General features: G+C 67.7%; 14 protein-coding genes and 2 pseudogenes. 4 read left to right on the top strand and 12 right to left on the bottom strand.

Translation table 11 applies throughout. The annotated features are described in order from the left end of the window. Nucleotides 1–164: 164 nt before the first annotated feature. The 3 genes from coaD to ACGF4F_RS33525 form a co-directional block, all read right to left on the bottom strand. Complete coding sequence (coaD, locus tag ACGF4F_RS33535; RefSeq protein ID WP_393083969.1) at nt 165–623, bottom strand: pantetheine-phosphate adenylyltransferase; 459 nt, start codon at nt 621–623, stop codon at nt 165–167. A gap of 192 nt (nt 624–815) precedes the next feature. Next, nucleotides 816–1493, bottom strand: a complete 678-nt coding sequence (locus ACGF4F_RS33530; protein WP_357444715.1) for a hypothetical protein — start codon at nt 1491–1493, stop codon at nt 816–818. Nucleotides 1494–1529: 36 nt separating this feature from the next. Beyond that, nucleotides 1530–2369 (bottom strand): aldo/keto reductase, encoded by an 840-nt coding sequence (locus tag ACGF4F_RS33525; protein ID WP_357444718.1) that lies wholly within the window; start codon nt 2367–2369, stop codon nt 1530–1532. A gap of 191 nt (nt 2370–2560) precedes the next feature. Between ACGF4F_RS33525 and ACGF4F_RS33520 the strand changes: the two genes are divergently transcribed. Continuing rightward, on the top strand, nt 2561–3505 hold the full coding sequence (locus ACGF4F_RS33520) for a hypothetical protein (protein ID WP_393083966.1): 945 nt from the start codon (nt 2561–2563) through the stop codon (nt 3503–3505). A gap of 125 nt (nt 3506–3630) precedes the next feature. On the opposite strand, the gene ACGF4F_RS33515 is transcribed toward ACGF4F_RS33520, so the two are convergent. Then, entirely contained in the window at nt 3631–4515 is an 885-nt protein-coding gene (locus ACGF4F_RS33515; RefSeq protein ID WP_357444724.1) for an NAD(P)-binding domain-containing protein, read from the bottom strand. Between the two features lie 105 nt (nt 4516–4620). Next, nucleotides 4621–5016 carry a VOC family protein gene (locus ACGF4F_RS33510; protein WP_357444727.1) on the bottom strand — a complete coding sequence of 132 codons (396 nt, stop codon included), beginning with the start codon at nt 5014–5016 and terminating at the stop codon, nt 4621–4623. Nucleotides 5017–5077: 61 nt separating this feature from the next. On the opposite strand from ACGF4F_RS33510, the pseudogene ACGF4F_RS33505 reads away from it, so the two are divergent. After that, nucleotides 5078–5424, top strand: a pseudogene (locus tag ACGF4F_RS33505) (hypothetical protein); the annotation flags it as partial. Nucleotides 5425–5685: 261 nt separating this feature from the next. On the opposite strand, the gene ACGF4F_RS33500 reads toward ACGF4F_RS33505, so the two are convergent. Genes ACGF4F_RS33500 through ACGF4F_RS33490 form a run of 3 tightly spaced genes read right to left on the bottom strand, consistent with a single transcriptional unit; the run spans nt 5686 to nt 7921 of the window. After that, nucleotides 5686–6921, bottom strand: coding sequence for an RNA polymerase sigma factor (locus tag ACGF4F_RS33500; RefSeq protein WP_357444730.1), 1236 nt, complete (start codon nt 6919–6921; stop codon nt 5686–5688). After that, the gene (locus tag ACGF4F_RS33495) at nt 6918–7247 is read right to left on the bottom strand and encodes a YciI family protein (RefSeq protein ID WP_357444733.1); all 330 of its coding nucleotides are present in this window, start codon (nt 7245–7247) and stop codon (nt 6918–6920) included. The genes ACGF4F_RS33500 and ACGF4F_RS33495 overlap by 4 nt, the downstream gene beginning before the upstream one ends. Nucleotides 7248–7300: 53 nt before the next feature. Beyond that, nucleotides 7301–7921 carry a dihydrofolate reductase family protein gene (locus ACGF4F_RS33490; protein ID WP_357444736.1) on the bottom strand — a complete coding sequence of 207 codons (621 nt, stop codon included), beginning with the start codon at nt 7919–7921 and terminating at the stop codon, nt 7301–7303. On the opposite strand from ACGF4F_RS33490, the gene ACGF4F_RS33485 reads away from it, so the two are divergent. After that, on the top strand, nt 7890–8270 hold the full coding sequence (locus tag ACGF4F_RS33485) for a transposase (RefSeq protein WP_393083962.1): 381 nt from the start codon (nt 7890–7892) through the stop codon (nt 8268–8270). The genes ACGF4F_RS33490 and ACGF4F_RS33485 overlap by 32 nt on opposite strands. Here ACGF4F_RS33485 and ACGF4F_RS33480 read toward each other — a convergent pair. From ACGF4F_RS33480 to ACGF4F_RS33465, 4 genes and pseudogenes are all read right to left on the bottom strand, one after another. Continuing rightward, nucleotides 8236–8391: pseudogene (locus ACGF4F_RS33480) on the bottom strand (IS481 family transposase); the annotation flags it as partial. The gene ACGF4F_RS33485 and the pseudogene ACGF4F_RS33480 overlap by 35 nt on opposite strands. Nucleotides 8392–8412: 21 nt before the next feature. Further along, nucleotides 8413–9051, bottom strand: a complete 639-nt coding sequence (locus ACGF4F_RS33475) for a hypothetical protein (protein ID WP_357444739.1) — start codon at nt 9049–9051, stop codon at nt 8413–8415. Nucleotides 9052–9580: 529 nt separating this feature from the next. Then, on the bottom strand, nt 9581–11533 hold the full coding sequence (ggt, locus tag ACGF4F_RS33470; protein WP_357444742.1) for a gamma-glutamyltransferase: 1953 nt from the start codon (nt 11531–11533) through the stop codon (nt 9581–9583). A gap of 141 nt (nt 11534–11674) precedes the next feature. Next, nucleotides 11675–11809: a hypothetical protein gene (locus tag ACGF4F_RS33465; protein ID WP_357444745.1), complete on the bottom strand. Its 135-nt coding sequence runs from the start codon at nt 11807–11809 to the stop codon at nt 11675–11677. Between the two features lie 596 nt (nt 11810–12405). Between ACGF4F_RS33465 and ACGF4F_RS33460 the strand changes: the two genes are divergently transcribed. Continuing rightward, on the top strand, nt 12406–12945 hold the full coding sequence (locus tag ACGF4F_RS33460; RefSeq protein ID WP_357444748.1) for a PadR family transcriptional regulator: 540 nt from the start codon (nt 12406–12408) through the stop codon (nt 12943–12945). Nucleotides 12946–12955: the final 10 nt, after the last annotated feature.

Below are 12955 nucleotides of genomic sequence, written 5' to 3'. Positions count from 1 at the left end.
CCTCCCACAGCCAGGTCATCCGCAACTGCCGCAGTCCGTGTGTGCTGACCAATCAAGAGCGGTCACGGTCGATAGCTGGCCACTGAGTCGAGCGGGCATCCTGAACTGTCGAGAAGAGTGCATCCCACCTCGAGGCGTTGCCACCGTTCCGGTACCCCTGGGCGTCACTCTCCAGCGTTCAGGGACGGACGGGCCGACTGTGCGGAGCGGTATGCGCGTGCGACCGTGGACGAGGTGGCGGCCAGCTGCGGACGGGTCGGCAACCAGACGGTCTGAATGCCGAGTTGCTCGTTCATCGCGGCGAGCTGGTACTCGTGGCGAAGGTCCGCGGCTGTACGTAGGCCGCGGACGATGACCGTGGCGCCGCGGCGCAGGCAGTAGGCGGTGGTCAGGCCGGTCCAGGTGTCCACCTCGACGTTGCCCCAGGCTGCCGGGATGGCGTCGCGCACGCGTGCGGCCCTGACAGTGGCCTCGGCGGTTGGTTGCTTGTCGGCGTTCACGGCCAGCAACACGATGACCTGGTCGAACATCACCCGGGCGCGGGCCACGAGGTCGCGGTGCCCCGGGGTGAACGGATCGAACGTACCGGGATAGATCGCCAGCGAGCCGTGTGCCGGCACCACTGCAGGAGTTGACGTAGCCGTCACCGCGTCTCCAACCACATGGCCACGATCATGCCAGCAGTGCAGGTGCCGACCCGACTTTGGGCCTTGCCGTCACCGCCGACCACCGCAGACATCCTGATCTGCCGCGAGACGTGCGCCGGCAGGGCGCCGTGTGCTCGCCGCTGGCGACTGGCGTGCGGGCAGGATTGGCTACGAGTCTTGGACGAGGAAGCACCCGTGCCGGCCGTCGGTGGAGATGAACGCGAACGCCACCGGTGCGGCACCGAGGTTGAGGTGGAACGGCTTCCAGTTCGTCTCGAGGCGCAGCAGGGGCCGCCACGGCCCGCTCTTGGGCCAGTCGTGCTCGTTGAGCAGCAGTGCCGTCCCGCCGATCTTGTCCTGGTCCAGTGCCTGGAAGTAGTGGTCCCGTTCGTGTGGTGGCAGCGCCGTATAGGCGTCGTACGGTAGGTGCTCGGAGTCCTCGCCGCGGATCAGTTCGACGGTGTACTCCGCTGGCGATCCATCGTCGTGGTAGAGGGTTGGGCCGTTGGTCAGTGGGCTGGTCGGCCCGTCGAAGACGCCGCCGGGCTGGATGATGACGGCGTTCTCGCCGCCGTCGGGGAAGATGACGTCCGGGTCGAAGTCCTCCACCTCGCTGCCGTGGTCGCCATGGGTGAGGAACACGTAGGCCAGCCGCCCAGGGCCGGCTCCGGCGAGCTCGGGCTCCAATGCGATCTGGCAGACAAACCGCATCGGGGTGTCCCAGCCCTGGCTGACCGGCCACTGCGGTCCGGCAAGCCAGACGGGCTGACCGCCGAACTTGGTGACCGGCTCGGTCACCGGCGCCTCGGCCCGGTGATAGTTCGCGATCCGCCATACGGCAGCCATGGCGGCGACCGTAGCAGACGGCCAGTGCGACGAGCCCTATACCGGCTGGTGTAGCCCGTCCAAGACGGTGCGTTGGGCGGGGGTCAGGCGAAGCCCCTCGGCGGCGAGGTTCTCCTCGAGATGCCTCACTCGGGCGGTACCAGGAATCGGAAGCATCACCGGCGAATGGCTGAGGAGCCAGGCGAGCGCGATCTGGGTGGAGGTGGCACCGAGCTCGGACGCCACCGCGGCGATTGCCGCCGTCGTTCCTGATGCACCTGCCGCGACAGGCCGCCACGGCATAAACGCGATGCCGGCCCACTCGCAGGCCTTGAGGACGGCCTCATGCTCGCGGTCGAGCACGTTGTATCGGTTCTGCACGCTCGCCACATCAATGATCTGACGTGCCTGGTCGAGCTCGGTGACGGTGACCTCTGACAATCCGATCCGACCAATCTTGCCTTCAGTCCTCAGGTCCTTCAGGGTGCCGAGCTGCTCAGCGAGTGGCGTCTCCGGGTCGATGCGGTGCAGCTGAAGCAGCTCGATCCGTTCGACGCGCAGTCGGCGCAACGCCTGCTCGACTTGCGCGCGTAGGACATCTGGCCGCCCGTCCAGTTTCCACTCGCTCGCAGGACCTGATCGTGCGACGCCGACCTTGGTTGTGATGAGCAGCCCATCCGGATAGGGGTACAGGGCCTCGGCGAGGAGTTCCTCATTAGCTCCACCGCCATACAGGTAGGCAGTGTCGATCAGCGTGACGCCCAGCTCGACGGCACGCCGGACCACCGCTATTGACGACTCGCGAGCAGCACCTGCCTCGGTCGGCAGATGCATGGCACCGAACCCCAGCCGCCGCACCTGCAGGGCTCCGTCGATGCGGAAACTCGTCGATGTCACGCTTCTCCCCCGTGGAGAGGCAACGCTATCAGCGCGCTCACGGCCATGGTTGTCCGCAGCAAGGGGCGCATCCGACGGGGCCGCACTGATCTGCCGCCGACAAGGCGCGGCGTCCCTCGGCGCGCACATCACCCAGCCGTACCTACCGTCGGGTCGCTCGCTGCGTAGCGGCGTTACCCGCGCGCCTATCCTTGCCGCGTTCGGCGGGGGCGGCGGTTGGGAAGGGCAGCGGGCAGTATCGGCGCATGTCGTCCGAGCTGCTGCGAATACGAGATCTGGTGCCGGATTTTCAGGCGTACGCCGATGACTGCGGGACGTTGGACCGTACGCGTTGGCCGGGGCTTTGGCGGTCTCGCTACCTTGACCGTCACCCGCGGATCTTCAGAGAGCTGGACCGGGAGGGGGAGTGGTCACGTCCTGACGACCTCGCCGCCATTCTGGGCCGGCTGCACGAGGACACCACTGACCTCATGGCCCGCTCCGCAGCGGTGCGCGCGCTCCTGCCGATCGGGGTCGCGGCGGTCGCGGAACTTCTTGGTTGGACGGGGGAGGGCGGCCCGGTTGACTGCATCGTGCTGGTGGGGTTGCAGCGGGCCAATGGCTGGGCCGACGCCCTCGACGGTCGGTACGCCTTGTTCCTCGCGGTAGAGCAGCTGGGCGTGGCCGACGACGACCGCCTGCTCGTTCTTCACGAGGTGGCGCATGTGGTGCACGACCGGCTCGCCGGGATTCGCGATTGGCCGCCGCACGGGCTGGCGAGCTGTCTGCTCACCGAGGGGCTGGCCACTCAGGTCTCGGTGGAGACGGCACCCGGGCGCGCGGACGAGGAGTATCTCTGGTTCGGCCGTCCGGGTTATCGGGCATGGCTTGACGAGTGCCGGTGGCGGTGGTCGGAGATCTTGGAGCGGATCGGGAATGACCTCGACGGGATCGACCCCGCGCGGCATGCGCCATACTTCCTCATGCGGGACTCGCCGCTGGCCGGCGACCTGCCCAAGCGCTGCGGCTACCTGGTCGGACTCGAGGTGGTCCGCCGGCTGCGGAAGGATCATCCGCTGCCCGAGATCGCCCGATGGAACCTGGACCGCGTTGGCACAGAGGTACGGCAAGCCCTGGAACAACTCGCCGCGCACTGAGCGCTCGTCCTGGTCGCGCTCGGCCACCTCGAAACCCGCGCCGCAGATCGCGCACGTGGTGTGTGGCCGGCCGACGGGTGGCGACGCGCGGAGGTGCCGATGAGCGGGTGTCGGCTGGTCGAACGCTATCCGACCGTTGCGGTTAAGCCCTCGTCTCCGCGGCCGTCTGCGATGAGCGCTTCGATTCTCGCCGCTACCTCTGGTAGTCCGCCATCGCCGAGACGTCGGCCGGACCGCAGTTCGATGAGGTGGCGGACGACCGTAAGGTGCTCGGTGAGGTCTGCGGGGCCTGGGGGGTAGGCGGCCTGTTGCATTTCCCAGACGGCGGCGGACATTCCAGTGACCACGTGGCCGAGCTGGGTACCCGCCGTGTGGGAGAACTCCACCACGTCGATGCCGGCCTCATGCGCTGCATCAAGGGCACGTAGCAGACCGAGTTGGGCGTCGTACCACACCCCGAAGAGAGCAAGGTCCCAGACCGCAGCTGCCTCCGGCGTTTCTCCGACAAAGCGGGGCCTGCTCAGCAGGCCGAGGGAGGTCTTGTGTTGCTCGAACGCGTGCCGAGAGCCGCTATACAAGATCGTTGCGGCATCGGTGCCGATCATCTCGGGCGAGGCCTGAATCCCCGCGTCGATGTAGTGCGCGCCCAGGGTGGCGACCCGTTGGGCGGCCAGCCGCGCTTCGTTGGCGGTACCCGTGTACATTCCGACAATCGTCTGCCCGGACAGGTCCATGTCGAGCTGGGTGAGGCACTGCTCTACCGCTGCGTAGTCCTTGAGGGTCAGGAAGACGAGGGTGCTGGATGACACCGCCTCCCGGACGGACCGCGCTGGTAGCGCTCCCGCGGCCACCAGATCGGTTGCACGACTTTCGGTACGGTTCCACACCGTAACGTCGTACCCGCCTCCCAGCAGTCGATGTACAAGCGCACTACCGATGGCCCCCGTGCCAATCACCGCGACCCTAGGTGCTGACTTCTTGTCATCGCACATGGCGCGATCCTCAAACATCAACCTTGCTTGAGGTCAAGCCGACGGCTCCATCACGACGCACTGAGGTCTTCTCGGCAACGTGACGGTTGCGGTGTGTGACGGGGTGCGGGTGCCGCTCGTGGCCTAAGTCTGCGGTGCCAGGGTGCGTAGGACGTCGAACTCGTTGCCCTCGGGGTCTGCCATGACCACCCAGTTTCGGTCTGAGCCCTGGCCCACATCCGTCCTGGTGGCGCCGAGGCCGAGTAACCTGGTCACCTCGTCCTCGGTGCTGCCGTCGATTGGGCTGACGTCGAGGTGAAGCCGGTTCTTCACCGTCTTGCCCTCAGGTACCTGGACGAACAGCAGGGTGGGCGGCATCTGACGGGCCCGAACATCCTCGACGGTCGGCACCCACGAGCCGATCTCGACCTTGCCCTCGCTCCGGTCGATCACCTTGAAGTCCAGGACCTCGCACCAGAAGGCCGCGAGTCTCTCCGGATCGTGGCAGTCAACGGTCAACTCGGTGAACCTACTTGTCATGACTCTCCCAGATAGTGCGGACGGGGCTCAGAGTATTGGCCAGGCCGCCCGTCCGACAGGTCTGCGAAGATCACGTTCCGGAGCCCAGGGGCTTCACGCGTCGACCAATATCACCTGCACCGCAACACTCGCCGTCGGCCGGGAGACCGCCGAGACTCTCGCCCAACTCTTGCGCGAGCACCGCGAACGGCTCGGCACCCGCAGGGGGACCCGCGCTCCGGGCGTCTTCAAGCAGGGTGTCCTGGTGCTGCGGTGGTTCGTCGACGGGATCCGGCTGGCCCAACTCGCCTGGGACAACGGGTGCCCACCGCGTACCGCTACTTGCACGACGGGCTGACCGTGCTCGCCGACCACGCCCCGGATCTGTCTACCGCGCTGGAACGAGCGGTGGCCGCCGGCTACACCCATGCCGGCAACCTGAACTGCCGATGACAGTGCGGTGCCGACCGTCAGAAGCTGAACGACCTGATGCGGGTATTGGGCCGATCTGATGGCCGTTACCCGGGCGGTCGTCCGCGCGCTCGGCGTCGCGAAATGTGTAGTCGCGACCTGGCGTTCGAGGCTCGGACGAAGCGAGAGGCCCGTCGCTGGCGCGATAGGTTGCGGAATGCGTCGGCAGGGCACCCCGGGTTCGGCCGCCGCTGGGCGGGCTTTCGATCGGGATCCCGGCTACCCCAACTGGTCGCGGCGGCGCGTCAGGTAGGCGGTCTCGGCGGTGTTGCCGGCCAGGTCGATGGCTTTGTCGTAGGCCGCGCGTGACTCCTGGCTGCGGCCCAGCCGGCGCAGCAGGTCGGCGCGGGTGGCGTGGTAGGCGTGGTAGTCGGCCAGCTTGTGCTCAAGCCGGTCGACGGCCGCCAGTGCCACCTGCGGGCCGTCGAGCTCGGCGACTGCGATGGCCCGGTTGAGGGTGATGATCGGGGAGGGGTCGAGGCGGACGAGCTGGTCGTAGAGGGCGAGGACCTGCGACCAGTCGGTGTCGCGCATGTCGCGGGCGGAGGTGTGTACGGCGTTGATCGCGGCGAGGATCTGGTAGCTGCCCGGAGCGACCCCGGCGGCGGCAGCGGCGAGGCGCTCGCGGACCAGCCGGTGGCCCTCGGCGATCAGCGCCTTGTCCCAGGCCCCGCGGTCCTGCTCGTCGAGGGCGACCAGCTCGCCGCTGGCCGAGATCCGGGCGGGGCGGCGGGCCTCGATGAGGAGCATCAGCGCCAGCAGCCCGGCCACCTCGCCGTCGTCCGGCAGGAGGACACGGATCAGGCGGGTGAGCCGGATCGCCTCGGCGGTCAGGTCGTGACGTAGGGGATCGGTGTCGGGGCCGCTGGCCAGGTAGCCCTCGTTGAACACGAGGTAGAGGACGGCGAGCACGCCGGAGACCCGGGCTGGGAGATCCTCGGCGGACGGCACACGATAGGGGATGCGAGCCGCTTTGATCTTGGCCTTCGCGCGGGTGATCCGCTGCCCCATGGCACTCTCGGCCACCAGGAAGGCGCGGGCGATCTCGGGCACGGTCAGACCGCCGACCATGCGCAGCGTCAACGCCACGCGGGCTTCCATCGCCAGCGCCGGGTGACAGCAGGTGAAGATCAGCCGGAGCCGGTCGTCGTCGATGGCGCCGAGAGGCTCGGGCGGGTCGTCGTTGTACACCAATTGAGCCTCCTTCTGCTTGTCGTCGCGCTTGTTCTCGCGCCGGATCCGGTCGATGGCCTTGCGGTTGGCGGTGGTGGTCAGCCAGGCGCCGGGATTGGGGGGTATGCCGTCGGCCGGCCATCGCTCGACGGCGGTAGCGAACGCCTCGGCGGCCGATTCCTCGGCGATGTCGAGGTCACCGAAGCGCTTGGTCAGGGCGGCGACCACCCGGGCCCACTCCTCGTGGTGGGCCCGGCTGATCGCCTCGCGGACGTCGATCACGCGGACAGGAACGGCCGCACCTCGATCTTCCGGTTGCAGGCATTCGACCCCTCAGCGGCGAGCTTGAGCGCCATGTCCAGGTCGGGTGCCTCGATGATCCAGAAGCCGGCGAGGTACTCCTTGGACTCCAGGAAGGGCCCGTCGGTGAACAGCGCCTGCCCGTCGCGGTTGTCGATGACGGTGGCCGTGTTGGGCGAGGCGAGGCCGCCGGCGAAGACCCAGTGCCCCTCGGCCTGGAGCCGGTCGTTGAACGCGTCGATGGCAGCGTCCTCCTTCGGGGTGGCCGGGCCGGTGCCGTCGTCGATCACGGAAATCAGGTACTGCATCTGAAGATCATCTCCTGTGGTGTGAAGGCAGTGTGGTGTACCGGTCAGGGACTTCAAGCCGTGGCGTACGACGGGCGCCCGGCAGGCCGGTAGACCTGGATCGTTACGCCCTTTGAGTCGACGCGTGACTCGACCAGGTCGAGCGCAAGATCCGGGCCGGCGTCCGGGAACAACCGCGCGCCTTGGCCGAGAACCACGGGTACGACAATCAGAGTCATCTCGTCGACCAGATTGTTCTCCAGCAGCCACCGGATCAGGGTGCCACTGCCGTGCACCTGCAGCTCACCTCCCGGCTTGGCCTTCAGGTCTGCGATGGCGGTCGCCAGGTCGTCGGACAGGACGGTGGTGCCCGACCACGCCGGATCGGCGAGTGTGCTCGATGCCACGTACTTGGGCCGGGTGTTCAGCGCCCGCATGACGGGCTCCCAGCCAGGGACATCCTGTTCCGTCCCGGACCCCCACGAGCTGGCGAACAGCTCGTAGGTCCGCCGGCCGAGCAGGAACGCGTCGGCGCGCTGGTAGGTCTGGTTGATGAACGCGTGGGTCTCGTTGTCGCCCTTGCCCAGGGCCCATCCGCCGCGCTCGAATCCGTTCCTGCGGTCCTCATCCGACGCGCCGCCGTTTCCCTGCATCACTCCATCGATGGTGACCTGGGTCATGGTCGTCAGCTTCATGATCGCGGTTCCTTACCTTGGCGCCGCCCCTCGTGGGCGGCCTCACCCCTGCTACGAACACCACCGCCCCGATCCGACACCGCCTCCCGGGTTTCTAAAAGAACTTTTCCGGGACGCCGGTCGTCAGCGATCCCGGCAGACGCTGCCACACGCGGTGCTGGTGGTCGACCACTTCCACGTCGTGCAACTGGCCAACCGGGCCGTTACCGAGGTCCGCGACCGAACCACCCTCACCCAACGAGGACGTCGCGGCCGAGGCACCGATCCCGAATGGCGACTCCGCAACCGGCTGACCCGCTCCGCCGCCTCGCCACCACGATCTGCCCAGGGACGTTGGTCAACCTGGTGATGGGCGGTTTGCCGCATGTTGCGGTGTGGGGCCGGTGGTGATTGTAGTGATGCAGCCAGGCGGGCGGGGCGTTGGTTTGGGGCCGATAGGGGCGGGTCTTCTTCGGGGTGATGCCGAGTTCGGTGCGCTCGGCGCTGTGTTGTCAGTCCCCCGGAAGGACGTACCACCAGCCGTCGCCGAGGTTCTTTCCGCCGGTAACCCGGGCGGGCTCGCCGAAGAGGTCGACGACCAGGTCCGGTCGGGGCCGGGCGTCGAGGTAGACGTATCCGCCAGCGTCGTCGGGGATACCGAGCCACTGGGGCAGAAACACCACCGGCTTGCCGTCCTGACGGCCGACGACCGCTGCCCGGCCGTTGGTGGCCAGGTCCCGAAGGTGCAGCGGCAGGAGTTGGCCGTAGTACTCGCCGGAGGTTCCGAGCCGCCCCTCCCGGACACCGTCGGCCACCGCGTTGAACGCCCACCGGTGCGACGCCCAGTACGACCTGGGATGGAACAGCCCCCAGTTGGTGAACCAAGCGCAGATCACGACGAGCAGCACCGCGGTGGCGAGCGCCGCCGGAGCGCCAGCGGGCGCGCGGCACGTAAGTCGCACCGTCAACGCGAGGGCGGTCAGCCATACCAAGAGCTCGAACGGGGGAATGACGAACAGTAGCAGTGAGGCGTTCGGCAGGTTTACCAGTTCGGCCAACGCCACCCCGAGCCAGGCCGCCAGTACGCCGATCCAGCCGTATCGCCGTACCGGTTGCTCCGCTGTGGCTGTGACCGTCCCCGCGTCTGACACGACGACATCATGCCCGACGATGTAGCGCTCACAGGCGAGCCCAAAAGGGCATCCGCACGCGATGCCGACGCCCTCATGATCCGATCCCACTGGAGCGCTCGGACCAGGGCTTCCTGCTCGGCTACGTCTACGGCAGCTCCGACAATTCTTTGTTCCCGGCTCCAGCGTCCCTGATCAGCTTAGCGATCCTGAGTCGGATTGAGTTTCCGGGATCGTGTTCCACCGTGGTGGGGTTGCGTGGGCGTGGAGGTGGAATCCTGCGCCCAGTGCGGCTCCTCGTGGCGCCTGCCGGCGGCGACGGTTCGTCGGCGCGGCGGTGGCCGGCGGTGGTGGGTGTGCTGATCGTGTTCACGCTCTGGTGTCGGTGGGCTGCGCGGGGCAGCTTCCGGTCCGTTGGTGCGTGTCCCGGGGGGCGTGGGGCCTGTTGCAAGGACCTCGAGCGGTTTCGCCCCGCCCGACGCGGAGCCCCTTTCTGAAGGTGATCTGTTGGAAGACCACGTCATACTTGGGCTCCGCGCCGGGCCTTGGTTCAGGACGACTGCGGTCTTGGCAAGCCGATCACTGTGCCTTCGCGGCGGGAGTCGGCGCCGCCGTACTGCTTGCCGGTCTTCGGATCGACTACTACTGCCTGCACCGAACCGATGTCGGCGCCGGTGCTGACCGTGTAGCCGAGTGTGCGCAGACCGTCAACGGTGTCCTGAGGGAATCCGTTCTCGAGCGAGACCGAACTTGCCGCGCTGGTCACCGACACGCGAGGCGCATCGATTGCTTCCTGGATCGTCATCTTGTGGTCGATGAGATTGAGCGCGACGTTGAACACCGAGTTGATGATCGTGGAGCCCCCGGGCGAGCCGAAGGCAACCAGCGGCTTGCCGTCGGGCGTGAGGATCAGGGTCGGCGTCATGCTGCTGCGTGGGCGCTTGCCCGGCTGCACGTCGTTGAACCCGGGCCCACCAGTGTAGGGGTTGACTGTCGGTGTCAGGTTGAAGTCGGTCAGCTCGTTGTTGAGCAGGAATCCGAAGTTGCGGAACGAGGCACCGGTGTCCCGGTAGCCGGCGAACACGCCGATGCCGTGCCCCGACTCGATCGTATTGGTGTAGGACACCAGGTTGCCCCACTTGTCGATCACTGAGAAGTGCGTGGTCGTCTCGCCGGGCCCGGTGACCGGTTCGGCCGTCGGGATCAACGTGCCGGCTTCTACGTCCGGGTTCTCGAACGGACGCGGGTCTCCCGGCGACGGGTTCGGCGTGATCCGCGCGCCCGGCACGATCGCGGCCCCGCGGAGCGCGACGTAGTTCGGGTGCAGCAGCCCCCGGTTCGGCTCCGGCACGAAGTCGCTGTCGCCCATCCATACCGACCGGTCGGCGAACGCGAGCCGCATCGCATCGGCCATCACGTTCACGGTCTTCGTGGAGCCGAAGCCGAAGCCCTGGCTTTCATCCCCGATCGGAAGGCGCTCGAGCATCTTCAGCATCTGGGTCACGGTCAAGCCGCCTGACGACGGTGACGACATCGCCCGGATCTTGTAGCCGCGATACGTGCTCTCCACGGGTGTGCGCAGCGTCGCCTGGTAGTTCTCCAGGTCGGCGAAGGTCATGCTGCCGCCCTTGCCGTTGGGCGCTTGCGGCCGGTTGAACTTCTGGCCCTCGACGATGCCCTTGGCGATGTCGCAGCCCTTCTCCGGCATGTACAGGTAGAAGCAGTCGCCGCCGTTGGTGGCGATCAGGCGGAAGGTTTCGGCAAGGGGCTTGTTCTGCACCAGCGAGCCGACCGCCGGGGGTGCGCCGCCTGGGCAGAAGTACGCTTCGGTCTCCGGCGAGTTTCGCGCGCGGCTGCTGCAGCTGGCTTCCGAATAGCGCGGGGTGGCGGCGAAGCCGCCGTCGGCGAGCTTGATGGCCGGCTGCAGGGTGCGAGCGAGCGACAGGTTGCCGTAGCGCTCCAGCGCCATTTCGGTGCCGCGCACCATTCCCGGCACGCCGACGGCCACGCCCTGCAGCGAAGGGTTCGGCACGCCCACGAACATGTCGGGTGTCGCACCGGCCGGCGCGCGCTCGCGGGAGTCGATGGCGACCGTCTCGCCGGTCTCCGCCTGGTGGATCATCATGAAGCCGCCGCCGCCGATGCCGGCCGATTGCGGCTCCACCACGTTCAGCGCGTAGGCGATCGCCACCGCGGCGTCCACCGCGTTGCCACCGTCTTCGAGGATCTGCGCGCCGGCTTCGGCGGCGTAGGGGTTGGCCACCGCCACGACGCCCTGACGGAACGCCTTACCCGACCACGGCGGCGGGTTGCCCTGCGCCTGCGACGGCAGGGACACGGTGGATTGGATGCCTAGCGATCGATCCATGCTGCCCGTATCGGCGATTGCCATCGAGCCGGGGCTTGTGCCCACCAGCAGACCTGCCAGCAGGACGCAGCCGAGGGCTCTTCGAGAGTGAGTCATGTCCTTCCCTTCATTGATGAACGTTTGGTTCGGTGTCACTGGCCGGCCTGCTGTTCAGCGCTGCGGATCACCGGCTCTGCGTATTCGACACCGGGCCGCGCCTGCTCGGTGGAGAGGCTTCCGGCCCGCTCGAACGCCGTCAACTGGTTGATGAACGCACGAAGCTGATTCGGTCCCGCATCACGTTGTCTCGGATAACTGCGCGCTCGCGGCATCGAGCTTCGCGTTCAGCGATTGCGCGTTCGCCGCGGCGACTGGCAGTTCACCGACGAGCCCCGCCAGCACCGCAACACCTTCCGACAGCGCCAGGTGCACGGGAGTCACTCGGACGGCGTCTGCGGCAGTCGAACCAGGTGAGCCGGGAGATCTCGACACCACCACGTCCCCCAATCCGCCTGGCTGAAGTGGTGGACGCCGGATGGATTCCACCCTGCACCGTCGTGGCGCTGATGGCGCACCAGTTGTACGGGCCATCTTGGCGTTGTCCCTTCCGGCTAGAACGACTCATGCTCGCTCGGCGCCCAGACGGCTTTCGGGCTTCGACGTCGCCCACCGACTGGACTGATCCGTGACCGCAACCTCCACCGGGTCCAAGACGCACGAGCCGGCTGGGTCGGATACGCGGGCCGGCTGGACTGGAGGCGAGCGTATGCGCGCTCAATGCCGTTGAGCGGTCACGCGAACCGGACTTGAGCATCTCTTGAGGAGCCGTGACAGACCCGTATGGACGGTAGGCCTGGCCAGGGCGGACGACGCGGGGCGGGCATGGAGCCGGCCAACCCCAGACCTCGCTCTACCTCATCCGCGCTGAACGCCACCCAGTAGGCAGCAGACTCTGTCTGCTGCACCCTTCGACTTGACATTGCTATGGCTAGCGGTTATCTATTGTCGATCTACGGAGGGTGTGTTGGGTGCAGGACGTGGTGCTGGCCATGCTGGCGAAGGAGCCGGCGTACGGGTACGACCTGCGCAGCCGTTTGCGTGGCGCGCTCGGCCCGCTCGGCGAGGCGATGAACGCCGGGCAGATCTACGTGACGCTGGCCCGGCTGGCCAAGGCGGGGCTGGTGACCTCGCAGCACGCCGAGGGATTGCCGGACCGGCCCGACCGCCGGGTCTACGCGTTGACCCCGGCCGGGCAGCAGCGGGTCGCCGCCTGGCTGACCGAGGTGAGCTGGCCGAGGCCCGACCTCACCGAGTTCCACCTCAAGCTGGTGGCCGCCGCTGCCGCCCGGCTGGCCGATCCGGTGGCTCTGGTCGACGCGCAGCGGCGTGAGGTGCTGCGTCGGCTGCGGGATGCCCAGCGGGCTGCGTTGGAGCGGTCGGTGGATCCGGTCGTCGGGCTGTTGTTGGAAGGGGTCGTGCTGCGGCTGCGGGCCGACCTGGAGTGGCTGGAGGCGTGCGAACGCATGTGGACCGAACGCGACCGGACCGCAGGGACGGCGAACCCGTGAGCGAGCGCAC

Origin of the sequence: Micromonospora sp. NPDC047740 (genome assembly GCF_043204735.1) — a bacterium.
Taxonomy (GTDB): Bacteria; Actinomycetota; Actinomycetes; order Mycobacteriales; family Micromonosporaceae; genus Micromonospora.
The sequence above is the reverse complement of the archived record's forward strand: the minus strand, read 5'-3'. Positions and strand labels throughout refer to the sequence as shown.